Raw genomic sequence first — 23,230 nt, 5'->3', positions numbered from 1 at the left:
CTCATGTTCTGCGGACGGTGCTCGAACGAATGGCTCTCAAGATGAGCAGCAGGACGACGGCTCCGATGAATGCCACGAAGATGGTCCCCGCGATTCCACCGAAGGGCTGCCCCGCCCCCAGGGCGCGGAAGATGAAACCACCCAGGAACGCGCCCACCACACCCACCACGATGTCTCCGATGATGCCATAGCCACCACCCACGACGGCCGACGCCAACCATCCGGCGATGAGGCCGATGACCGCCCACACTAGAATCGTCTCCAAAGACATCACGTCCCTCCTCGCGCTGAAGTGACCTGAAGACAGGATAAGCACGCCGGTTCGCGCTCGGCTGGAAGCCAGGTCGTTCGCAAGACAAGCAAGAAGGCGTCCGACCGGATTTAACTGACTTTCTGCTCTTCCAGAGGTAGCTGAAGCTTCAGCCGCTCCAGGTGTCGGAGCCGGCCGAAGCCAAGGAGAGCGCGCATGGGACAGCGTCGGAATGATTCATTGTGGATGAAGTGGGGAATGCTGGTGTGGGTGGGAGCGGCGGTCGCCGGCTGCGCACCGGAGGCGGGTGAGGACGGGGCGGAGGTGGGACAGGCGGAGCAGGGGCTTGCGGCCTGCTCGTATGTGATTACGACGAACACCTACGTGGGCGCGGACTGGTGGGGCACCCTGGTGTTCCAGAACACGGGCACCAGCGCGATGACGAGTCCGACGATTGCGTTCGGCGTCCCCAGCGGCGTGACGTGTGACCACGACGAGCCGGGCTGGACGCACACGCAGAGCGGCTCCACGTGTACGTACTCGCGGACGTCGGGGCTCACCGTGGGCGTGAATGCGTCGTACACGTTCTACTATTCGACGAACACGAACACGTCGTTCACCGCGACGAACGTCGTCATCAGCGACCCGAGCTGTGGGGGCACCGTGCCGCCGGTGACGGGGCTCACGGCGAACCAGAAGAAGGTGGCGGAGGCGCTCACCAGCATCTGGGAGAACGACACGCCCACCATCGACTATGCGTACTCGGAGAACATCCAGGACGGGCGTGGCTACACGAATGGACGCGCGGGCTTCTGCACGGGCACGGGCGACGCCATCCAGGTCATCCAGTGCTACAACGCCCGGCGCAGCGCGGCCAACGGCAACATCATGGCCAAGTACATGCCGGGGCTGACGACCATCAACAACCGCTTCCTGTCCACGGGTCAATCCCAGCCATCCACGTCGGAGCTGGATGTCATCGGCAATTGGACGGCGGATTGGGCCACCAGCTACAACAACACGACGACTCGCGCGGACTTCAAGGCATGCCAGGACCAGGTCAGCGACCAGTTCTATTACACGCCGGCGATGAACGAGGCGAACAAGTGGGGCGCCACCCAGGCCCTGTCGAAGATGGCGCTGTATGACGCGTACATCAACCACGGCGAGTCCGGCGTGAAGAGCCTGACGCGCGCGACGAACATCGCGCTGGGCAACACCGGGCAGGTGGCGCCCTCGGTGGGCTACAACGGCATCACCGAGTCGGCGTGGCTCCAGAAGTTCATCGAGAAGCGCCGCGACGTGCTGGCCGCCGACTCCACGTGGGTGGACGCCATCGACCGAATCGCCGCGTACGAGAAGCTGCGTCGCAGGGGCAACTGGGACCTCTCCGCCGCCGTCCGCAACGACGTGCGCGCTCGCGACTGCTGGACCACGACGTATCCGTTCAGCGGCTACACCGTGCGCAACATCAACGCGGACGGCACCTGGAGCACGCCAGCCACGTACACGTTCTCATGTAACTAGCGGCACCCTGACGCCCTGGTGTGAGTGCGTCAGGGCGTCGTCGCCGCGCGCGGGGGCTCGGAGGATGCGGGCCCTTCGCGACGCAGCCGCCTGCGCAGTGGCGCGGCCACCCAGGTGAGCAGACAGAGCAGCAGGCCCAGTCCGCTCACCGCCAGGGAGGCCGCTTCACCGGGAGGGGCATACCGCCACACCACGCGGTGTGCTCCCGCGGGGACAGCCACGGCGCGCAGCGCGTGGTTCGCGGGAAGGACCTCCGTCGGGACCTCATCCACGGTGGCGCTCCAGCCCGTGAAGTACGCGTCCGACAGCACCAGGACGGAGGGACGCGTGGCATCGACCTCCACCTCCACTTCGTCCACTCCGTACCGTGTGAGCGTGGCCTTCCCGGAGTCACCTCCCGGAGGCGCCGTGGGCAAGGGCTCGCGACACTCGACGACGGCCTGCTGGCCGGGGACGAAGTCGGGCGAGGCAATGACGGCCAGGCTCTCCTCCGGGCCCGACACACACCGAGGCGGGGCGAGGTAGACGCGCGGCAGGGGTCGGGGATGCGCGAGCAGGGAGACCTTGAAGGGCTCGCTCGTGGACAGCACGTTGTTCCGCAGCCGGCGCTCCTCCACCTGGGTCTCATCCGCGACGAAGTAGCCCACGCCCGCGAGCGGCCCATACCGGTTCCACCACTGACGCTGATCCTTCAGGAGGTCCGCCACGCGAGCGGACAACGCGGGCAGGTACCAGTTCGCGCTCTCCACGCCCCACGCCGACGCGCTGTCCGCCGCGAGCACCATCCGCGTGCCCGCCACCTGCGCCTCATCCGGAGTCAGCCCTTCCACCGTCTCCGGCAGGGCGATGCCCGACGCGGTGTAGACACGCGCGCGGCCTGGCAGGGACGGGCCCTCGCGACGCTGGAGCTCCTCCACGAACGGCGGCGCCGTGGTGAGCAGCCGCTGGTCACACGAGACATAGATGGGCTCGCTGACGCGATACAGGTCCGCCGCGAGCAGCAACACCCAGCCCAGGCCCACCTGCCTCGGGTGTGCCGCGAAGAGGGCGAACAGGCCCATCCCCACACAGGTCACCGCCACACAGGCGGCGTCCACCGTGAGCCGCTCCCCGACCTGACGCGACAGCTCCGCCCAGGACGCGTCCGGCCCCGAATAGAAGCCTCGCAGCGCCTGCGCCAGCCACAGCCCCGCGCCCGTCAGCGCCAGCAGCAGCATCCCGGCGCCCAGGCCCACCAGTCCCCAGCCCGCGCGACGACGTCCGCCCCTGGCGCGGTCCAACAGGTCCTGGGCCCCCCACGCCGCGAGCACCGCCAGCCAGAAGGACAGATGCACCGTGAGCTTCTCCGGATAGCGGAAGGCCCGCCACGGAGGAACCAGGTCATAGACAAAGCCATACAGGGGCGTGTGTCTGCCGAACATCAGCAACAACCCCAGCACCGAGAAGCCCACCGCCACCTGCACCCAGCGCTCCCGGCGACGCGCCACCACGCACACGCCCGCCAGGAACAACACCGGCAGCCCGACATAGAGCGAGCGCGCCCAGAAGTCCGTCGTCTGCATGCCCAGCAGTCCCTGGGCGACGGGGCCGCGAAGGGGCGGCTCCAGCGCGAAGACATTGCCCACCGCCAGGTCGAGCAACCGCAGCGGATGCACCGACCAGAGCTGCGCGGACTCGGCGGTGCGGCGCTCCGCGAAGGTCTCCCCCAGCACGGACGCGGAGGCCCAGAGCTGCGCGGTGGCCACCAGCGCCGCGAGCAGCAGTCCCGTCCCCGTGACGAGCAGCACCCGACGACGCGTCACACCAACACCGAGCGGACACAGCACCACGACGAGGAGCACCGTGGCGCCGCACACCGTGAAGCCCTGCGGGTCTCCCGCGAAGAGGACCGTCGGAAGGACACATCCCAGCGCGCCCGCCATCGACCAGGAGCCGCGTGCCAGCACCGAGTCCGCGATGAGCAGGAGCCAGGGCAAGGCGGTGGCGGCCTGGAGGTACAGCAGGTTGTTGGTGAGGCTGACCAGGTACCCACTCAGGGCGAAGGCCAGGGCGCCCAGCGCGGCGGCGAAGGGGAAAGCATCACGGGCCCGCAGGAAGAGGTACGTCCCGGTGGCGGCCAGTGGGTAGCACAGCAGCGCCATCGCGGTCAGCGCGCCGGGCCCGTCGAACAGCAGCGCCAGCACGTTGGCTGGATGGAAGACCCCCGTGACGGTGGCGCCCGCAAAGGGCTGTCCCAGCGCGTTGAAGGGATACCAACCGGGCCAGACGCCCTGGCTCACCGCGTGCGCCCAGTACGCCTTGGCCGGGGCGAACACCCGCAGCATGTCCCGCTCGCAGAGCGCGCCTCCCGTCGAGAGGAGTCGGTGGAAGAACAGCAGCGTGGCGACGACCGACGCACCCAGGACGACCAGGGGCTCACGGAGACGGGGCGAAGAAAGAGAGCGCATGCGGGGGTGCCTCGGGCTTCTACCAGATGAGGGACGTCCGCTCGAAGACGGACCGCGCACGGGGGCGCTCGGCTAGAGTCCGCGCCACGCATGAGCGCGGAGCGACGAAACGCCTTCCCCTGGAGAGAGCTCCCCAGCCTGCTGTCGACGCGGCTGCTGGCGGCGTTCCTCGTCCCCACCCTGCTCTTCGTCGCGGTGGCGGGCACGGCCGTCTACCAACTGGCGCGCTCCATCCTCGAGGAGGAGCTGGGCACCAGCCTCTCCAACATCGCCGCCGCCACCGCCAGCCAGCTCAACGGAGAGCGCATGCTCACGATTGAGGCCGGCGACGACTCGGGTGGCACCCGGACGTGGCGCAACCTGGTGCGCCTGCTGGAAGGCGTGCGCGAGGCCAGCGGCGCGCGCCGCGTCTTCGCCGTGGACGTCCAGGGCCGGGTGCGCGCGGACGTGGGCGGCGGCCTGCCAGTGGGCTCGGAGGTGCCGGAGCTGGCGCGCGACAGGCTGGAGCTGGCGCGGGTCTTCGCGGGCGAGCACGCGGCCAGTCAGGTCCTCTTCACCGGCTCGGATGGGCGGCTGTACAAGACGGGTTATGCCCCCATCGTCCACGCCGGGAAGGTGGTGGGCGCGGTGGGCGTGGAGGGCAGCGCCGCGTTCTTCGGCCCGCTCAAGCACCTGTCGCGCACGTTCGTCATCATGGGCGCGCTGGCCCTCACCGCGCTCGCCATCATCGCGCTGCTCACCGCCCGGGGGCTGGCGCGTCCGCTCGGCCGGCTGATGGACTCCGCGCTGAGAATCGGCCGGGGAGACCTCACCACGCCCGTGCCTCCGGAGCCCACGCGCGAAATCGGCGTGCTCGCCCGTGAGCTGGAGGTGATGCGCGGCGCGCTGGAGAGTCGGGACCGACAGTTGAAGATGATGCTCGCGGGCGTGGCCCACGAGGTGCGCAACCCCCTGGGCGGCATCGCCCTGTTCTCCGGCATCCTCCAGGAGGACCTGCGCGCGGGCGCCCACGAGGAGGCCCAGGAGCACGTCGAGCGCATCCAGCGAGAGGTCGCCTTCCTCCAGCGCATCGTCGAGGACTTCCTCGCCTTCGCGCGCGAGCAGCCCCTGGCCCGCGCCCCCGTGGAGGCCCCCGCCCTGCTCTCCGTCGTCCAGGAGCTGTCCTCCGCGGAGGCCAGCATCCGCGACGTGACGCTGGAGGTGGACGCCACGCCCGCCGTGCTGGAGGCCGACGGCAGCCTGCTCACCGCCGCGCTGCTGAACCTGGTGAAGAACGCGGTGCAGGCCTCCGCCTCCGGAGGCCGCGTGCGCATCTCCGGCGCCGAACACGACGGGCGCTATGCCATCCGCGTCCACGACGCCGGCGCGGGGGTGCCGGAGGCCGAGCGCGAGCGCATCTTCGAGCCCTTCTTCACCACCCGCGAGAAGGGCACCGGCCTGGGCCTGCCCCTGGCGCGCAAGATTGCCCGCGCGCACGGGGGAGAGCTGCACCTGACGTCCGCGCCGGGCGACACGACGTTCACCCTGACGCTGCCCTTGAGGCCCTCGGGCGTCAGCTCGCCACGTTGAACTGACGCGCCATCTGCCCCACCTCGCCCGAGACATGGGCCAGCGAGCGCGTGGCCTCCTGCGTGGACTCCAGCCGCTTCATCGTCGCGTCCATGATTTGCGACAGGTCGGCGATGGCGATGGAAATCTGGGAGATGCCGGCGTTCTGCTGCGTCACCGCGGCGGCGATCTGCCGAGCCGCGGCCGAGTTCTCCTGGGACATGAGCGACAGCTCCCGCAGCGAGTCTCCCGAAGAGCGCATCTGGTCCAACCCCGTGCCGATGGTGCGCACGCCCTGCTCACCCATGCTCGCCGCGTCCCGGATGCCCTCGGTGATTTCCTGGAGGATGCGCCGGATGCGCTGCGTGGACTGGATGGACTGGTCCGCCAGCGCGCGGACTTCCCGGGCCACCACCGCGAAGCCCTTGCCCTGCTCTCCCGAGCGCGCCGCTTCGATGGCCGCGTTGACGGCGAGCAGGTGGGACTGGGCCGCCAGGTCCTTCACCGTCTCGGTGATGTCGCCAATCTGCGTGGTGCTCTCAGCCAGCTTCGCCAGCCGCTGCTGGATTCCGTCCACCGCGCCGCGAATGTCCGCAAGCCCCGCCACGCTGAGTTCCACCGCCGCCTCGCCCTTGAGGCCCAGCTCCTCCGCGCGCTTCGCCACCTGGAGCACCGCGTCCGCCCGGTCCGCCGCCATGCGCGACGTGCGACGAATCTCCTCCGACGTCACCTGCGCCTCATGCAGCGCGGCGGCCTGCTTCGTGAAGCTCTGCTGTTGCTCGTCGTTGGCCGTGCGCAGGTGGCTGCCCGCCTCGCCCAGCCGCGCGGCCGACGCCTGGAGCGCCAGCGGAAGCTGTCGCAGCCGGGCCAGCACCGCGTTCATCCCCGCCGCCAAGTCCCCCACCTCGTCGGTGGACACCCACGCGGGCGCGACGACGCGTCCCGCCGCCACGGACTCGATGGCCTGTCCCACCGCCTCCGCCGCCCGCGCCTGACGGCGCGCCAGCATCCACGTGGTGATGCCCGGCAGCAGCAGCAGCCCACCCACCCACGCCAGGCTGAAGGCCAGCTCTCCCGCCAGCACGCCGCCCAGCTCCATCAGCATCCGCGCCGAGCGCTGCGCGCCCTCCGCCACCAGCTCCAGATGAAGCGTGTCGCGAATGCCCTCCAGCTTCACCATCACCACGCAGCCGCTGAGCACCAGCGCGGCGACGATGGAGCCTCCAAAAGTGAAGGGCAGGAACCACGCCTGTCGGGGCCACGAGAAGCCGCCGCCCTGGAGCACCACCGTCGGGTCCTTGCGCTGCTCCTCGAGCGCCAGCGGCAGCAGCATCCGCTCCAGCGAGACGCTGATGGGAAAGCCCAGCAGCACGCCGCAGCACACGCCGATGATGGTGCCCAGCACGACGAGGCCCAAATCCTTGTGCCAGGTCAGACACACGTGGAGGCTGAACCAGAAGCCTCCCAGCGTCCATCCGACCCAGGACGTTCCCACCGCCACGCGCCACGGGAGTCGGAGGATGCGCTCCAGCCGCGCACCCGGCCTGTCACCCGCGTACGTCCGCAGCGCGCTGCCCACCAGCCACCGCATGAATACAGCGGGGTAGATCATCCCCAGGCCCACGAGGATGGGCGGCAACACCCACGCCACCGCCTTCACACCCTCCCAGCCCGCCACCCCCATGGACATGCCATTGAGGTACGCGGCGATGGGCGCGGCTGGCACCACCCACGCCATGAACACCTTGAGCGCACGCCACCGATACTCGCGAATCACCTTGTCTTCGATGCTCATACCGGTCGCTTTCCCGCGTCATGCGGCCACGAAGAATCCATGCTGACGGGATGGCTCCAGACACCATTCTCCGCACGTCATCGAGTGGAAAGCGAGAGGGCCGCGCCCGGTTCCAGACACTGCACAACCGTCATGCCAGAGCTTGTTGAAAGACATACACATCCAGGAAAACCTCCTCCCCAAGCAAACAAGGGCGAGGAGGCGGTCGAGCTCAGTCCGCGCAGCAGGCGCGAATGGCCGCGGAGTACAGGCGCAGGGACTTGCGCGCGGCGGCGGCGACACGGGCGGGCTCGGTGCTCTCCGAGTCCACGGAGAGCTTGAGGATTTCGAGCGCTTCCACCGGGTGCAGGTCGTCGTAGCGGGCGTGGGCCTTGAGCCACATCATGGCGCTCGCGTCGATGCGCGCTCCATCCGAGGCGTAGCCCCGGAAGGGCTCCACCACCTCCTTCGTCCACACACCGGTGATGCCCTCGATGGCCCAGTTGGACGCGGCGATGCCCTCCGCCAGCGTGCCGCGCGCGCAGGTGTCGCGCAGGTGCGCGTGCAGCGCCTGGATTTCCGGCAACGGGCGCACGGAGAAGAGCGAGTCGGGCTCCATGCCGATGGCACGCACCCAGTCGATGAACCACTCCGCGTGTTTCGCCTCGACGCCCAGATTCTGCAGGAGCCAGCGCCGGATGCTCGCGTCCCCTTCATGCCGCCCATACGTCGTCTTCGCGAGCGACAGGCCCATGTATTTGGGGAAGGACTCGACGATGAGGAAGAACTGCGACAGCACGCGCCGCCAGTACCCCAGCGGCGGGCGACGTCCCTCCGCCGTGTCGCGAAACAGCGGAGGCCAACAGGCCGCGTTCCAGTCCGCGCGCGTCGACTCCAGCATCGACTCCAGCCAGCGCGGATGCGGCGAGGGCTTCAGGGGCGGAGGCCCATAGCGACGCACGAGTGGCTCGAACGAGGGAACATTCACTTCCAGGCTGGTCGACGACATGGCTCCAGGACGCTCCTTTTCGCGGCGGGTGCCAGACCGACATGGCCCCCCCTCACCCGCCGGAGCGGCCCATAGTGGTGACAGCACCTGCACGCGGCCATGCAACTGTTCGCATGCGACGCTTTTCTCACCGCCATGTTTCAGAATTCGCTCTGGAGCACCCCGAGGGGTCTGTCGCACCGCGGCGTCTGTGTTTCCCCTTCCACACGCGAGGCCGCCCGCATGTCGCGGGCGGGCGGGCATGGCTCACGGCGTGCGGGCCACCGCGTGGCGCGCCTTCTCGAGCATGCGGCGCAAGGGCGCTTCATCGGCGCGGGCGAGCGCTTCGTCCCAGGTGAGCCACTGCGCGCCGGTGGACTCGGCGGGGTCATGCGCGAGCGACGCGGGGTCCTCCGCCACGACGAGGTAGCGCACGTCCAGGTGCTGGTGCTCGGGCTCGTCGCGCAGGGCGGGGATGGTGTGGATGTCCACGTCGAGCGGCCGGGGCGCTCGGGGGTGGAGCGTGACGCGGCAGCCGGTCTCCTCGCGGGCCTCGCGCAGCGCGGTGGTCTCCATCAGGCCTGCGTCCACGGCGTCCGCATGCCCGCCTGGTTGCAGCCAGCGCTTGAGCTTGCCGTGCAGCACCATCACCACGCGCGCGCCCTCCGGGTCCACCACCACGGCGCTGCCGGTGAAGTGCGCTTCGGGCTGCGCGCGGGAGAAGGGAGACGGCAGCGTGGCCGCGTGGTGGCGCATGCGCTCCAGATCTTCTCGCTCCTTGTCGTCCTGGGGGACATGGCGCGCGAGCAATTCACGCAGGGCGGCGGCGTTCGGGGATTCCATGCGCGCCCACGTACCCCTGGGGAGCCCTCGCGCGCCAGCGCCTTCTGGAAGCGGCCGACCGCCACGGTCCGGTGTAGGGTGCCGCCCCGGGTGTGCTCTCATGCGGACGCACCCGGGCGGCCGGCGCCCCCGTGGCATGAGGAAATCGAAACACCATGGCGCGCATTCTCGTCATCGACGACCACGACACGCTGCGCGAGGGGATGACCGTCACCCTCACGCGCTCCGGCCACGCCGTGTCCGCTGTCCGAGGCGGGGCGGACGGCCTGGCCGCATACCGCAAGGCCCCCTTCGACCTGGTCGTCACGGACCTCAAGATGGACGGCCTGGACGGCATCGCCGTCACGCAGGCGCTCAAGGCGCTGGACGCCTCCGCCGTCGTCATGGTGGTGACGGCCTTCGGCACCATTGAGACCGCCGTGCGGGCGATGCAGGAGGGCGCCTACGACTTCATCACCAAGCCCTTCACGCCCGACGTGCTGCGCGCCAAGGTGGACAAGGGCCTGGAGCTGGCCAGCACCCGGCGCAAGGTGGAGAAGCTGGAGGCGCGCACCGCCGCGCATGACGCGGACGCGGCGCTCTCCCACGGCAGCATGGTGGGCGACAGCGAGCCCATGCAGCGGCTGCTCAGCCAGGCACGCAAGGCGGCGCACAGCAACGCGACGGTGCTGGTGCGCGGCGAGAGCGGCACCGGCAAGGAGCTCATCGCCCGCATGCTGCATCAGGAGTCCCCGCGCAAGGACGGCCCCTTCGTCGTCGTGCACTGCGCGGCGCTGGCGGAGACGCTGCTGGAGAGCGAGCTGTTCGGCCACGAGCGCGGCGCCTTCACCGGCGCGGTGAAGCGCAAGCTGGGCCGCTTCGAGCTGGCCGACGGCGGCACCCTCTTCCTCGACGAAATCGGAGAGATTCCCCACTCGGTGCAGACCAAGCTCCTGCGCGTGCTGCAGGAGAAGGAAATCCAGCGCGTGGGCGGCGAGGAGACCCTCAAGGTGGACGTGCGCGTGGTGAGCGCCACGCACCGGGACCTCCAGGCCGAGGTCAAGGCGGGCCGCTTCCGCGAGGACCTCTACTACCGGCTGCACATCGTCCCGCTGATGCTGCCGCCCCTGCGCGAGCGCCCCGAGGACATCACCTCCCTGGCCCGGCACTTCGTGGCCAAGCACGCCCCCCGGGTGAACCGCCGGGTGACGGGCATGGATGAAGGCGCGCTGCGCGCCCTGGCCCGGCATGTGTGGCCCGGCAACGTGCGTGAACTGGAGAACGTCGTGGAGCAGGCGCTCGTCTTCGCCGAGGGCGACGTGCTCACCGTCACGGACCTGCCCTCGCACCTCACCGGCGCCGCGCCGCGCATGGACGCGGGGCTGCCCGTGCCCCATGGAGACCGACCCCTTCCAGACATCCTGGAGGATTTGGAGCGGCAGCTGATCGCCCGCGCCTACGAGAAGGCGGGGGGCGTGAAGACGGAGACCGCCCGGTTGCTGGGCATCAAGACGTCCGCGCTGTACTACAAGCTGGAGAAGTACGGCTTCCTCCCCAAGGGCACGCCACCCGACGAGGGGTAGTCTCGAAAATCCGTGACCCAGGGTCCCCTCCCCGTGACTTTCCACCGCCACCCCTCCCCCACCTGCCCCCACCTGGTGTGTCCAGGCGCCTGGAATCCCAGGGCTTTTCCCGGGCTCCGGTGGAGGAGAGGACAGAGCAGGCTGGCATCCGCTTTGCTCAAGGGAGGCCGCTGATGAGTCCCCGCCCCCTCGCGCTTTTGCTGTGCCTGCTCTGCGCCGTGCCCGTCTGGGCCGCGTCCGGGCTGGAGGCGGCGCGCTCGCGGGCGCAGGCGGCGAGGACGGAGGCGCGCTCGCTACGCACCCAGCAGCAGGCGCTGCGGGACGAACTGCAGGGCGTGGCCGCGCGAATCGAGGCGCTGAAGGCGGAGCGCAAGGGTCGGCTGACGACGGGCACGGAGCTGGAGGCGGCGCTGCGGCGCTCGCAGGAGCTGAGCGGCTCGCTCACCGGACTGGCGCAGTCGGTGTCCACGGCGGAGGGCGAGTCGGAGCGCGCGCACCTGGCGCTGCATCAGGCACTGTCGGACGAACTGGCGCGGCTGCGCGGCGCTTGGGACCAGACAGCGGACCGGGGCCAGCGCGCCACGCTGTTGGAGGCGCTGCGCACCACTCGCACGGAGCGGGACGCGGTGCGCGCGGCGCTGCCTGCCTCGCGGGTGCCCATGATGGACAAGGCCACCGCCGGCGGAGATGACCCGGAGGACCTGCTGGAGCAGGCGGACACGCTGCGTGACGCCGAGGACAAGGTGCGCGAGCGCCTCAAGTCCCTGCGTGCGCGCATCACCGAGGTGCGCGAGGAGAAGGACCTGGACCGGCGCATGAGCGACTTCCTCGGCGAGGAATCCATGTTCGACGAGCAGGACCGTCGGCTGCGGCTGCGCATGCGCTCGGGGAACCTCCGCGTGGCGCCCAGCGACCGGGGCGGAGGCATGTTCGCCGGAGAGGCGGATGTCTCCGGGGGCCCGCCGCCAGGGGAGGGCACCGACACCCCGGGCATTCCCACCACGCCCCAGCCTGGCACAGGCACCGGCAGGGACCCCGCGCTTCCGGAGCCCGAGCCCGCGCGTGCCACGGACCGTCGCCCGCAGGTGGACGGCGTGCGCGCCCAGACACTCGCGGCTGGTGGCCCGGTGGACCTGGCGGCGATGGAGGCGGAGGCGAAGCGGCTGGAGGCCCTCGCCCACGAGCTGGACGGCCGGGCCGGCGCGCTGGAGCACCGCGCCCAGGAACTGGCGACGCCCTAGAGCAGTCCGGACTCGACTTCCAACCGCACCACCGCGCGCAGGCGGACTTCCCGCTCCGGCGTGCGGCCCTTGCCGCGGATGATGATGCTCATCGTCGGCGCGGACACGTAGGGCTGCATTTCCACGTCCCCCAAATCCAGCCTCAGCGTGGGGTTGGGCGGACGGAGATTCGAGCGCGCCAGGTCGTTCTTCCAGGCGATGCGCGACTCCCGGTCTCCCGCCCGGACGAAGAACTCCACGTTGTCCAGGAAGGTGAAGTCCACGTCGTTGGGGCTGAGAATCTGGAGCGACAGGGAGTCGACGTGGACGGACGTCACCTCGTCCTTGGAAAGCCCCTGGTTCTTGAAGTCCTGGTTCTGGTCGAAGTCCATCCCCGCCAGGCTGCTGATGGGGGGAAAGGCGTTGAGCTCCGTGCTTCCGCCGGGCAGGGTCGCGGGCACGGTGGTTTCGCCCCTCACCTCGGTGATGAACGAGGACTGGGCGCAGGCGGCGAGTCCCAAGCCGACCGCCGCCGCGAGAAGTGAGACAGGGCGCATTCCACCAATGTACCGGGCGGCCGGCGTGACGTCACTGCCGCCAACCTGGCGAACGGGCCCGCCCTCCCGCGAGTGGGGCGTGCAGGCACGAGGCCGGCTATGTTGCCCGGCGTCGTGTCCCGCTCCCGCCCTACCCTCCTGGTCCTCCTCGTGTTGCTCGCCGCTCGGCCCGCGTCCGCGGTCGAGTGGGAGGGCGCGCTGAAGGGCACCGCGCGGCTGCTGGTGGACACCAACGCGCCACGCGACTTCTCCGACGGCAGCACGCCCTCGCCTGGAGCGGACCCGGCGCTGAGCGTGCTGGGCTCGGCCGAGGGGCGCGCGACGTTCGAGCGCACCCAGTTGGTGGGCCGCTACGAGCTGGGCGCGCGCAAGTACGTGGGCTTCTCGGATGAGGACACGCTCATCCAGACCGGGGCCCTGGAGGCGTCGCTGGCGCTGGGCACCGAGTTCGGCCTGGGGGCGGAGGGACACGCGAAGGACCGGCGGGGCGGCACGCGGGCGTACTCGGACCTGGGAGCAAGCGTGTTCGCCGAGTACGCGCCGGACGTGCGACTGGCGCTGCGGGTGCGGGCAGGCGCGCGTCGCTTCGTGTATCGGCCGGATAAGACAGCCAACTTCGGCGGGGCGGAGCTGGGCGTGGTGGGCCGCTACCGCTTCGACCGGCGCCACAGCCTGTCGCTCTTCGGTGATTGGGGCGCGCGCCGCTACGGTCCCCTGGCGCGGCCCAGGCCCGGCGCCTCCGGTGCTTCGTCCCTGGGCCGGCGCGAGGACGGCGCGCTCACGGCGGGCGCCAGCTACAACTACCGGGGCCCGGTGACGCTGGGGCTGACGTACGCGTACCAGGAAGTCACGTCCAACAGCTTCGGGGAGACGGTGCTGCGCCACCGCGTGACGGGCAACGCGGGGGTGCGCCTGCCCTGGAAGGTGACGCTGCTGGCGCAGGGTTCACTGGGCATCACCCGCTATCCGGATGGCATCTACCTGTCGCCCGAAATCATCCTCGTCGAGGAGGACGAGGGACAGAACTCCCTGTCCCTGAAGCTGGCGCGCCCGGTGTCGGAGCGGGTGGACCTGGAGGTGTCCTGGGGCCTGTGGAGCACCCGGCTGCCCCGCAATCAGCTCTCCTACTCGCGACAGGTGTTCGGCGTCGGCTTCACCTGGCGAGACTGAGCAGGCCCGGCGAGGACTCGAAGGCCCTCGTGTTCATCACAGGTCGGAGATGCGCTCGTCGATTTCCTCGGCGAGCCCCGGGTGGCCCTGGGCCAGGGCGTGCTCACGGGCCTGGGTGAGCACCTCGCGGGCCCGCGCCACCTGCCCGGCCCCGGAGAGCGCGTCCCCCAGGGAGACCAGGGCCGCGGCGTAGGTCGGGTCCAGGCGCACGGCCGCCTCCAGGGCAGACGCCGCCTCGGCGTACTGCTTTCGCTCCAGGTACAACTTCCCCAGGGAGAAGTGGCTCATGGGGGAGTCCGGGAAGTCAGCGGCCATCTTCTTGAACTGTTCCAGGCGGGCGTCGCTCATGGACAACACCCCATAGAGGACCCATGCCGTGTTGCCAAGGGTGCGGTAGGGTGCGCCGCACATGGCAACGAAGAAGAAGACGACCCCACGAAAGAAGAGCGCGACCAAGGCCAAGGCCCCGGCGCGGAAGCAGAAGAAGACGGCGACGGGCAGGACGGCCCCCAAGGGCAAGGCTCCCGCTCCCAAGAAGGCGCCGGCTCGCAAGAAGACCCCGGGCAAGGTCCCCCTGAGGGCGAAGAAGAAGGCGAAGCTGCCAGGCGCCGCCCAACAGAAGGCGGGCCCGGCGGAGAACCCGCAGGCGCAGGCGCTGGCGCGGCGCATGGCCCAGCTGCTGCTCGACAAGAAGGCGCTGGACGTCGTCATCCTGGACGTTCGGGGCATGACGTCCTACGCGGACTACATCGTCATCGCCTCCGGCGAGAGCGACCGTCAGGTCAGCGCGATGGCGGAGAACGTCCACGTGCAGCTCAAGCAGGGCGAGCAGCCGGTGCGCGCGCTCGGCACCGAGGGCGTCGAGACGGGCCAGTGGGTGTTGCTCGACTACGGCGAGGTGGTGGCGCACCTGTTCCTCGCGGACCTGCGCGCGCACTATGACCTGGAAGGTCTCTGGGCGGACGCGAACCGGGAGAAGGTCTCCTGAAGGTCCGCCTCCTGACCATCGGCAAGGACCGCTCGGGTCTCTACGAGCCGGCGGTCCAGGAGTACGCCCGCCGCCTGGGCCACTACACCCGCTTCGAGCTGGTGGAGCTGACCGAGGCGAGCGGAAAGAAGCTCAAGCCGGGCGACGCGAAGGCCGCCGAGGCGGAGGCGATTCTCTCCAAGCGCAAGCCGCAGGACTGGGTCATCGCGCTGGACGAGCGTGGCTCGCTGCTCGACTCGGTGGAGCTCAGCCGCTACGTGGGCAAGGCTCAGACGGGCGCCAAGGACCTGCTCTTCGTCATCGGTGGTGACGAGGGGCTGGACTCGAGCGTGCGGGACGCGGCGAACCTCACGCTGTCCCTGTCAAAGATGACGCTGCCCCACCGGCTGGCGCGCGTGGTGCTCGTGGAGCAGCTCTACCGCGCGTTCACCATTCTCAAGGGCGAGCCGTACCACAAGTAGCCCACCAGGCGAGCAGGCGGCGGGAGCGGGACTCCGGTCCCTGCCGCGCTCGCCTGCGTCAGGCCCACCAGACAGGGGGCGTCAACGGGCCTCATGAGCACCGCCGGCACCCAGGCCCCCCTGACGTCTCCACCCGCGACCGTCCGCATCATCGCCTCGCCCCAATCGTGGGTGGAGGGAGAGGCGGTGCGGCAGTTGGAGGCCGTGGCGCGTCTGCCCGGCATGAGGCACGCGGTGGGACTTCCGGATTTGCACCCGGGAAAGGGCGCGCCGGTGGGTGCCGCCTTCACCTCGGAAGGCATCCTCTATCCGTACCTGGTGGGCAGCGACATCGGCTGTGGCATGGGGCTGTGGGACGTGGGGATGTTGGCGCGCAAGGCCAAGGCGGAGCGTTGGGCGGCGAAGCTGGACGTCGAGGGTGCCTGGAGCGGAGACGCGGAAGGCTTCCTGGCGGAAGAAGGCGTGAAGGCCTCCGGGTTCGAGGCGGCGCTGGGGACGGTGGGCGGCGGCAACCACTTCGCGGAGGTGCAGCGGGTGGACACGGTGCACGACGCGGAGGGCTTCGCGGCGCTGGGGCTGGCGGCGGACCGGTTGCTCCTGCTGGTGCACTCCGGCTCACGTGGACTGGGCGAGGCGATTCTCCGGGCCCACGTGGACCGGCATGCGGCGGGCGGGTTGGCGGAGGACTCGGACGATGCGCGGGCGTATCTGACGCGGCATGACCACGCGGTGGCGTGGGCTCGGGCGAACCGTGCGCTGGTGGCGCGGCGGGTGCTGGATGGGATTGGCGCTCCGGCCCGTCGGGTGTTGGATGTCTGCCACAACAGCGTGACGCCTCGGCGGGACGCGGGTGGCACACGGTGGCTGCACCGCAAGGGCGCGGCGCCCTCGGACGAGGGGCCCGTGGTGATTCCGGGCAGCCGTGGCGCGCTGAGCTATCTGGTGGTTCCGCTGGGGGATGGGACGGGCAGCGCGTACAGCCTGGCGCATGGCGCGGGCCGCAAGTGGACGCGCACGGCCGCACGCGAGCGCATGAAGGAGCGCTTCACCGCGGAGTCGCTCACGCGCACCCCCTTCAAGAGTCACGTCGTCTGCGAGAACAAGGACCTGCTCTTCGAGGAGGCGCCGCCCGCGTACAAGCCGATTGACCGCGTGGTGACGGACCTGGTGGAGGCGGGGCTGGTGCGGGTGGTGGCCACCCTGGCGCCGGTGCTGACGTACAAGACGCGCTCCCGCGAGGAGTAGCGCGGCCCCGAGCCCGAGCCCAGGCCTGGAAACGGGGTGGTCCGGTGCTTTTTGCCCTCTCCGTCCGGCGCCTGCGTGGTTAGGGTTCGGGCATGACTGCCGCGCACAAGGTCCTGCTCTGCATTTTGGATGGCTGGGGCATCCGTCACGAGCGAGAGGCGAATGCCATCCTCCTGGCCGGAACCCCGCACCTCGACAAGCTGACGAGCCCCTACCCGTTCACCGAGCTACAGACCTCGGGATTGGCCGTGGGCCTGCCCGAGGGGCAGATGGGCAACTCGGAGGTCGGCCACACCAACATCGGCGCGGGCCGAATCGTCTACCAGGACCTGGTGCGCATCAACCGCGCGGCGGAGTCCGGGGAGCTGGCGCGAAACCCCGTGCTGCGCGCCGCGATGGACGGCGTGAAGGCGGACGGCAAGGCGCTGCACCTGTTGGGGCTGGTGTCTCCGGGTGGCGTGCACTCGTCGATGGAGCACCTGTACGCGCTGCTGAAGGCCGCGCGTGAGCGGGGCGTCGCGCACGTCTACGTGCATGCGTTCCTGGATGGGCGCGACACGCCGCCGCAGAGCGCGCTGGGCTACGTGGAGGAGCTGGAGCGATTCCTTCACGAGACGCACACGGGGCGCATCGCCACGGTGAGCGGGCGCTATTACGCGATGGACCGGGACAAGCGCTGGGACCGCGTGCAGCTCGCGTACGAGGCGCTGGTGTACGGCAAGGGGCCCAAGGCTCCGGACGCGCTGAGCGCGATTCGCGCGTCGTACGCGGAGAAGGTGACGGACGAGTTCGTGAAGCCCACGGTGCTGGCCAGTGGGGACGGCACTCCCGTGGGCCGCATCCAGGATGGGGACACGGTGCTGTTCTTCAACTTCCGCGCGGACCGCGCGCGGGAGCTGACGCAGGCGCTGGCGTACCCGAGCTTCAAGGACTTCGACCGGGGTGGGCTGCGGCTGGGGCGCTACGTCTGCATGACCCAGTACGACGAGACGTTCGATTTGCCGGTGGTCTTCGCGCCGGACCAGCCGCAGGACATCTTCCCGGAGCTGCTGTCGCGTCAGGGCTTGCGCCAGTTCCGCACGGCGGAGACGGAGAAGTACGCGCACGTGACGTTCTTCTTCAACGGCGGGCGCGAAGTCGTCTACCCGGGAGAAGACCGGCACCTGGTGCCCAGTCCGCGTGACGTGAAGACGTACGATTTGAAGCCGGAGATGTCGGCGCGCGAGGTGACGGCGGAGCTGGTGCGTCGGCTGGACTCGGGCACGTATGACTTCGCGCTGGCGAACTTCGCCAACCCGGACATGGTGGGACACAGCGGCCGGCTGGACGCGGCGATGCAGGCGGTGCGCGTGGTGGACGAGTGCCTGGGCGTGCTCGGCAAGGCGTGCGAGCGCAACGGCTGGGTGATGGCCATCTCCGCGGACCACGGCAACTGCGAGCAGATGGTGGACCCCATCACCGGCGAGCCGCACACCGCGCACACGCTCAACCCGGTGCCGTTCCACCTCATCCATCCCGCGTTCCGGGGGCAGAAGCTGCGCCCCGGCATCCTCGCGGACATCGCCCCCACGCTGTGCAAGGTGATGGGCCTGCCCCAGTCCAAGGAGATGAACCGGCAGGGCGTGCTGCCGTGAGGCCTATCGCGTCGCGGGGCGCGGGAGCCCCGAGACGCGCACGGATTCCTGCAGGAGGGCCCGAAACCAGACGTGCTTCGGGTCCCGCTCATGCCTCGGGTGCCACGACAGCTCCATCTCGATGTTGGGCAGCTCAAAGGGAACCGGTCTCACCACGATGCCCCACTCCCGGGCTCGCGCCTGGGCAAAGCTGCGCGGCAGGACGGTGATTCGGTCCGAGGCGGCGAGCAGGGGCATCGCCAGCGCGAACGAATTCACGACGCGCGCTATCCTCCGGGTGAGTCCCTGCGTTTCGAGCAGCGCGTCCACCGCGCCCCGCTGAGTCCGCCCCAGGGGCGCGACGAGGAGGTGCTCGGCCGCCGCGAAGCGCCGAATCGTCCACGGCCCCTTGAGGAGCGGATGCCCCTTGCGGAGCACGCAGACGAAGTCGTCCAGGAACAGCTTCTCCGACGAGAGTCCCCGCTCCCGGGCAGCCCCCGGCATGATGGCCAGGCCGTCGTTCTCTCGCAGGAACGCCGCGAGGTCGACCGTCATCGTGTGGACGGAGAGACGCGCTCGTGGAGCCCGCGCGGTCAGCAACCCATCGAGCGCTGATAGCAGGACCTCCGCCACGCGGTCCGAGGTCGCGAGGATGAGCTCGCCGTCGTACGCGCTCGGCTCGAACGGCACGCCCACGACGAAGAGGCGCTCCGCGGCGGCCAGGACTTCACGCGCGGGCCCGCGAAGCTGCTCCCCCAGAGCGGTCCTCGCGAGCGTCCGCCCTGTCCGGACCAGCAGCGCGTCATCGAAGTCACGGCGCAGACCTCTCAACGCATTGCTCGCCGCCGCGGGCGTGATTCCCAGTCTCCGCGCGGCCCGGGCGACATGGCCCTCCTCCAGCAGGAAGTGGAGTGCACGCGCGTGATTCAGGTCGAACGTCGAGACATTCATTTCATGAAGCATAGGCCTTCCGAACATCAAGTTCCGCGAATGGCTCAGTGGACTTACTCCTTTCCGCATGAAAACCGTGACCTACGAACGCTTTGGTGGTCCTGACGTCCTGACCCTCTCCGACGTGGCCCCGCCGGCTCCTCGCGCCGGGCACCTCGTCGTGCGCGTGCGTGCCGTGTCCATCAACCCGCTCGACGGAAAGATTCGGCGCGGCGATGCCCGGCTGCTCAGTGGCACGAGGTTCCCGAAGACCCCGGGCCTCGATTTCGCGGGTGTGGTGGAGCAGGTGGGCGAGGGCGTGTCCGGCTTCCGCGTCGGGGACGACGTCTTCGGCGGCATGGGCTCCTTCAAGGCGGGCTACCTCTCCGAGCACATCTCCGTCCCGGCGCGAGTCGTCGCGAAGGTGCCCAGGTCGCTGGACGCCGTGCAGGCCGCGGCCGTCGCGGTCGTCGGACTCGCGGCCCGGACCGCCGTGCGAGCCGTCGCGCGCGTCAAGGAGGGTGACCACGTGCTGCTCAACGGCGCCAGCGGAGGGCTGGGGCCGTACGCCCTCCAGCTCGCCAGACGGGCGGGGGCACACGTCACGGCGGTCAGTGGCACCGACGGCGTCGCGTTGGCTCACGAACTCGGCGCTGACACGGTCATCGACTACCGGCGCGACTCCATCCTGGCGTCAGGGAAGACCTTCGACGCGGTGCTCGACCTCTCCGCGCGGCTTCCCTTCAGCGAGGCTCGCGCCCTCCTGGAGCCCCACGGCGTCTACGTCGACTTCGAGCCGGGCCCCGCGAAGCTCGCCAGCGCCGCCGTCCAGAACCCGTTCCGCGCCCAGAAGCACCGCTTCGTCATCACCCAGTCCACCACGGCCGCCCTCGAGGAACTGGGCCGGCACTTCGACGCGGGCGAGCTGACTCCTGGCCCCACGCAGGTGTTCGAGCTCGCCGACCATCGGCGCGCCTTCGAGGTCGCCGAGAAGCGTGGACTCGTCGGCAAGGTCGTCATCCGGCTCGGTGACTGAGTCAGGGACAGTCCGTCACCGCGGCGGGTCCCCGGACAGAAAGGCCCTTCGACCGCGAGCCCCTCGTGGATGGCACCGAGCGTCGAACCAGACGCTGGCCGTGGGCTCGCTCACCCACGCGCTTCGTCATCGGGCAGCAGCGTGCACAGCAACGCGTCGTCGGGTCCGAGCGGGCGCCAGCCAGAGGGTGGTGGAGACGTCCGAAGCGACACGCGGGCGTTCTCGACGCGCTTGCGGTGCGTCTCCGGGATGTCGGTGGACCAGAAGGTCAGCAGCTTGGCGACCACGAAGCGGGACTCGTCGTCCATGACCTCGGGCCAGCCATTCGGAAGGTACTCGGCCATGTTGCGCACCAGCGCGTCCCGAACGAAGCGGGTGACCTGCTCGCGGGACTCCGCCTCGGAGCGCAGCACGCTCAAAATCTGGAGACCGGCGACCTCTCCCTTCCCCAGCTCATCCGCCAGTCCCATCAGCGAGACGGCGGGCCGTGCATCCGCGAAGGCGGTCAGCGAGTCGTAACCCCGCTCGCGGACCCGCGCATACAGGCGAACCCTCCAGTTCCCCTGCCAGACCCGCCCACCGCTCATCTGCGTCTCCCTGGGATGAAGTTCATCGGGACGCCGTGCAACGTCATGCGCTCCGCAACGATGTCGAGGAACCCGGTGGCGCGTCAACATCCCCCCGAGTGCGGGGGCATCACCGCCAACTCCTGACTCGACAGCGTGGCACCCTCGCTGCAAGGCACGCCCCGCATGCTCAGAGCCCTGCTGGACGTCCTCTACCCTCCCGCATGCATCGCCTGCGCGAGAGTCCTTCCCGGTCCCGGGGCCTTCTTCTGCGAGACGTGTGACACGGCCCTGGAGCGCTTGCCTCCCGGGTGCTGCCGCACCTGCGCCGAGCCCGGCACCTTCCCTGGCGGCTCATGCCCGCGCTGCCGGGCCCACCCTCCACCCTTCTCCCGCGCCTGGGCCCCCTTCGCGCACGAGGGCCCCCTGGCGCGAGCCATCCACCGCTTCAAGTACGAGGACCATCCGGAACTCGCCGAGCCCCTCGCGGAGTTGCTTGCGGACGAGGCGAGGAGCTTCCTCTCCCGGGCTCCGGACCGCGTGGTGGCCCTCCCCCTGCACACGCGCCGATATCACTCGCGCAAGTACGACCAGGCCCAGCTGCTCGCGGGCTCGCTGGCGAAGTGCGTGGGCCGACAAGCCCCGGTGGGTTGGCTCATACGCACGCGAGAGACACAGCGACAGGTGGGTCTCACCGAAGCGGAGCGCGCCGACAACGTCGCGGAGGCCTTCACCGCGTCGTCCGACGTCACGGGACATGACGTGCTGCTGCTCGACGATGTCTTCACCACTGGCGCCACGGCCCGCGCCGCGGCCATCGCCCTGCACGCGGCTGGCGCCACCCGCGTCGAAGTGCTGACGCTCGCGCGCGCCTTCACCCTCACCTGAGCGAGCCGCCCGAAACCCACGTGTCACGTTGAGACACCCGCACGTCACCAGACCACCCCGTGCTGAAGCTGTCACACCGCGTCATATGCAACGGGGTCAACAACAACTCACGCCCGGGTCAAACACAGCTTCGGGCTGTCTTTCATTACCCATCTTCCACGCGCACGCGTCCCGTGGTCTTGCATACTTGCCGTGGTGACAGATTTCCCATCCGCTCCACGGCTCAGTTCCCCCACTGAGAATGGAGTCCGAGATGAAACACCCCCTGTTGAGCACGTTCGCCGTGGCTGGTGCCGTCTGCGCTCTGGGCGCCCCCTCCTCCGCCGAGGCCCAGGTTCCTCCTCCGAGTTGGGTCCGCCAGCTCGGCGCCAACATCGATGAGCAGGCCCAGGCTGTCGCCGTCTCCGGCAACAGCGTCTACGTCGTGGGCCACACCTCCAGCCAGCTTGGCCCGGAGCCGAAGGCCGGTGGCCTGGACGTCTTCCTCGCGAAGTACGACACCGCCGGCACGTTGCAGTGGGTGCACCAGCTGGGCACCGCGCAGGATGACCGCGCCACGGCCGTGGCCACCGACGCGGCCGGCAACGTCTATGTCACCGGCCACACCTTCGGCGGCTTCGGCTTCTACGCGAACGCGGGCGGGCTCGATTACTTCGTCACCCAGTACGACGCGCAGGGCAACCAGCAGTGGCTGCGGCAGAACGGCACGCAGATGGATGACTTCGCCACCGGCATCGCCGTCGCCGACAACGACAAGGTCTTCATCTCCGGCTACACCGGCGGCAGCTTCGCCAACGGCGGCAACCCCAACAACTACGACATCATCGTTGCGCTCTACGACGACGGCGGCAACCCGTACTGGCTCCAGCAACTCGGCTCGCCCAGCAGCGACATGGCGCGCGGCATCGCCGTGACGTCCACCTATGAAGTCTACGTGGTGGGCAACACGTTCGGCAGCCTCGACGGCGTCACCACGCCCGTGGGCACCGACATCTTCCTCATGAAGCTCGACATCCTCGGCACCCAGCAGTGGGTCCGCCAGGTCGACAGCTCCGACCTCGACGACGCCAAGGGCGTCGCCGTGAGCGCGGACGGCGGTGTCTACATCGCGGGTGAGACGTTCGGCACGCTCGACGGCAACACCAACAATGGCCTCATCGATGTGCTGCTCGCGCGCTATGACGCCTCCGGCAATCGCGAGTGGAGCCGCCTGCTCGGCGGGACGCAGACCGACTACGCGTTCGGCGTCGCCGTCGCCCCCAATGGCACCGTGCAGGTGACGGGCTACACGACCGCTTCGCTGGACGGCAACGCCTACGCGGGCTCCCAGGACGTGTTCCTCTCCCGCTTCGATGCCTTCGGCAGCAAGATTGGCACCCGCACGCTCGGCACGAACCGCTCGGACATCGGACGGGGTGTGGCCGTGGATGCCTCGGGAAACACGTACGTCACCGGATTCACCTTCGGCGGCCTGGCGGGCAACCCCAGCGCCGGCGGCTACGACGCGTTCCTCTGCCGCTTCTGATGGAATCCGGCTCTGCCGGCACCCACGCGGAATTCATAGACACGCATCGCCGCGCCCTTCTCGGTAGCCAAACGCGAGGGGCGCGGTAGCCT

The 23,230-nt window shown here is 69.8% G+C and carries 21 protein-coding genes; 12 read left to right on the top strand and 9 right to left on the bottom strand.

What is annotated here, in order from left to right; all coding sequences use genetic code 11:
* Position 1 precedes the first annotated feature (1 nt).
* On the bottom strand, positions 2-271 hold the full coding sequence (locus HUA74_RS12210; RefSeq protein WP_141648469.1) for a GlsB/YeaQ/YmgE family stress response membrane protein: 270 nt from the start codon (positions 269-271) through the stop codon (positions 2-4).
* 195 nt (positions 272-466) lie between these two features.
* On the opposite strand from HUA74_RS12210, the gene HUA74_RS12205 reads away from it, so the two are divergent.
* Positions 467-1,777: a chitosanase gene (locus HUA74_RS12205; protein ID WP_174454687.1), complete on the top strand. Its 1,311-nt coding sequence runs from the start codon at positions 467-469 to the stop codon at positions 1,775-1,777.
* A 29-nt stretch (positions 1,778-1,806) separates the two neighbouring features.
* Here HUA74_RS12205 and HUA74_RS12200 read toward each other — a convergent pair whose 3' ends face one another.
* A complete protein-coding gene (locus HUA74_RS12200; protein WP_174454686.1) occupies positions 1,807-4,224 on the bottom strand; it encodes a YfhO family protein in 2,418 nt (805 codons plus the stop codon).
* Between the two features lie 90 nt (positions 4,225-4,314).
* Between HUA74_RS12200 and HUA74_RS12195 the strand changes: the two genes are divergently transcribed.
* Positions 4,315-5,793: an ATP-binding protein gene (locus HUA74_RS12195; RefSeq protein ID WP_174454685.1), complete on the top strand. Its 1,479-nt coding sequence runs from the start codon at positions 4,315-4,317 to the stop codon at positions 5,791-5,793.
* On the opposite strand, the gene HUA74_RS12190 is transcribed toward HUA74_RS12195, so the two are convergent.
* The 3 genes from HUA74_RS12190 to HUA74_RS12180 form a co-directional block, all read right to left on the bottom strand.
* Complete coding sequence (locus HUA74_RS12190; protein WP_141648473.1) at positions 5,777-7,567, bottom strand: methyl-accepting chemotaxis protein; 1,791 nt, start codon at positions 7,565-7,567, stop codon at positions 5,777-5,779. The two genes, HUA74_RS12195 and HUA74_RS12190, sit on opposite strands and share 17 nt — an antisense overlap.
* A 211-nt stretch (positions 7,568-7,778) precedes the next feature.
* Positions 7,779-8,555 (bottom strand): TenA family transcriptional regulator, encoded by a 777-nt coding sequence (locus tag HUA74_RS12185; RefSeq protein WP_141648474.1) that lies wholly within the window; start codon positions 8,553-8,555, stop codon positions 7,779-7,781.
* Between the two features lie 246 nt (positions 8,556-8,801).
* Positions 8,802-9,377 carry an NUDIX hydrolase gene (locus tag HUA74_RS12180; RefSeq protein WP_174454684.1) on the bottom strand — a complete coding sequence of 192 codons (576 nt, stop codon included), beginning with the start codon at positions 9,375-9,377 and terminating at the stop codon, positions 8,802-8,804.
* A 155-nt stretch (positions 9,378-9,532) separates the two neighbouring features.
* Here HUA74_RS12180 and HUA74_RS12175 point away from each other — a divergent pair, with 155 nt between their 5' ends.
* Positions 9,533-10,939: a sigma-54 dependent transcriptional regulator gene (locus HUA74_RS12175; protein WP_141648476.1), complete on the top strand. Its 1,407-nt coding sequence runs from the start codon at positions 9,533-9,535 to the stop codon at positions 10,937-10,939.
* Between the two features lie 173 nt (positions 10,940-11,112).
* Positions 11,113-12,180, top strand: coding sequence for a TetR family transcriptional regulator (locus HUA74_RS12170; protein ID WP_174454683.1), 1,068 nt, complete (start codon positions 11,113-11,115; stop codon positions 12,178-12,180).
* Here the strand turns inward: HUA74_RS12170 and HUA74_RS12165 are convergent.
* Positions 12,177-12,716, bottom strand: a complete 540-nt coding sequence (locus tag HUA74_RS12165; RefSeq protein WP_141642235.1) for a hypothetical protein — start codon at positions 12,714-12,716, stop codon at positions 12,177-12,179. The two genes, HUA74_RS12170 and HUA74_RS12165, sit on opposite strands and share 4 nt — an antisense overlap.
* A 99-nt stretch (positions 12,717-12,815) precedes the next feature.
* On the opposite strand from HUA74_RS12165, the gene HUA74_RS12160 reads away from it, so the two are divergent.
* The gene (locus HUA74_RS12160; RefSeq protein WP_141642234.1) at positions 12,816-13,886 is read left to right on the top strand and encodes a hypothetical protein; all 1,071 of its coding nucleotides are present in this window, start codon (positions 12,816-12,818) and stop codon (positions 13,884-13,886) included.
* Positions 13,887-13,922: 36 nt separating this feature from the next.
* On the opposite strand, the gene HUA74_RS12155 is transcribed toward HUA74_RS12160, so the two are convergent.
* Positions 13,923-14,234, bottom strand: coding sequence for a tetratricopeptide repeat protein (locus tag HUA74_RS12155; RefSeq protein WP_254625020.1), 312 nt, complete (start codon positions 14,232-14,234; stop codon positions 13,923-13,925).
* Between the two features lie 61 nt (positions 14,235-14,295).
* Here HUA74_RS12155 and rsfS point away from each other — a divergent pair, with 61 nt between their 5' ends.
* The 4 genes from rsfS to gpmI all read left to right on the top strand — a co-directional run bounded on the left by rsfS (position 14,296) and on the right by gpmI (position 18,214).
* The gene (rsfS, locus tag HUA74_RS12150) at positions 14,296-14,874 is read left to right on the top strand and encodes a ribosome silencing factor (RefSeq protein WP_174454681.1); all 579 of its coding nucleotides are present in this window, start codon (positions 14,296-14,298) and stop codon (positions 14,872-14,874) included.
* Positions 14,871-15,335 carry a 23S rRNA (pseudouridine(1915)-N(3))-methyltransferase RlmH gene (locus HUA74_RS12145; RefSeq protein WP_141642232.1) on the top strand — a complete coding sequence of 155 codons (465 nt, stop codon included), beginning with the start codon at positions 14,871-14,873 and terminating at the stop codon, positions 15,333-15,335. Before rsfS ends, HUA74_RS12145 begins: the two co-directional genes overlap by 4 nt.
* 93 nt (positions 15,336-15,428) lie before the next feature.
* A complete protein-coding gene (locus HUA74_RS12140) occupies positions 15,429-16,580 on the top strand; it encodes an RNA ligase RtcB family protein (RefSeq protein WP_174454680.1) in 1,152 nt (383 codons plus the stop codon).
* A 92-nt stretch (positions 16,581-16,672) separates the two neighbouring features.
* On the top strand, positions 16,673-18,214 hold the full coding sequence (gene gpmI, locus HUA74_RS12135; protein ID WP_174454679.1) for a 2,3-bisphosphoglycerate-independent phosphoglycerate mutase: 1,542 nt from the start codon (positions 16,673-16,675) through the stop codon (positions 18,212-18,214).
* Positions 18,215-18,217: 3 nt separating this feature from the next.
* On the opposite strand, the gene HUA74_RS12130 is transcribed toward gpmI, so the two are convergent.
* A complete protein-coding gene (locus tag HUA74_RS12130; RefSeq protein ID WP_174454678.1) occupies positions 18,218-19,156 on the bottom strand; it encodes a LysR family transcriptional regulator in 939 nt (312 codons plus the stop codon).
* A gap of 55 nt (positions 19,157-19,211) precedes the next feature.
* On the opposite strand from HUA74_RS12130, the gene HUA74_RS12125 reads away from it, so the two are divergent.
* Complete coding sequence (locus tag HUA74_RS12125) at positions 19,212-20,159, top strand: NAD(P)-dependent alcohol dehydrogenase (protein ID WP_174454677.1); 948 nt, start codon at positions 19,212-19,214, stop codon at positions 20,157-20,159.
* Between the two features lie 110 nt (positions 20,160-20,269).
* Here the strand turns inward: HUA74_RS12125 and HUA74_RS12120 are convergent, their stop codons facing one another.
* A complete protein-coding gene (locus HUA74_RS12120; RefSeq protein ID WP_174454676.1) occupies positions 20,270-20,746 on the bottom strand; it encodes an NUDIX hydrolase in 477 nt (158 codons plus the stop codon).
* Between the two features lie 165 nt (positions 20,747-20,911).
* On the opposite strand from HUA74_RS12120, the gene HUA74_RS12115 reads away from it, so the two are divergent.
* On the top strand, positions 20,912-21,613 hold the full coding sequence (locus HUA74_RS12115; protein ID WP_174454675.1) for a ComF family protein: 702 nt from the start codon (positions 20,912-20,914) through the stop codon (positions 21,611-21,613).
* A 253-nt stretch (positions 21,614-21,866) separates the two neighbouring features.
* A complete protein-coding gene (locus HUA74_RS12110) occupies positions 21,867-23,138 on the top strand; it encodes an SBBP repeat-containing protein (RefSeq protein ID WP_174454674.1) in 1,272 nt (423 codons plus the stop codon).
* Positions 23,139-23,230: the final 92 nt, after the last annotated feature.

Source organism: Myxococcus sp. CA051A (assembly GCF_013336705.1).
Taxonomy (GTDB): Bacteria; Myxococcota; Myxococcia; order Myxococcales; family Myxococcaceae; genus Myxococcus; species Myxococcus llanfairpwllgwyngyllgogerychwyrndrobwllllantysiliogogogochensis.
The sequence above is the reverse complement of the archived record's forward strand: the minus strand, read 5'-3'. Positions and strand labels throughout refer to the sequence as shown.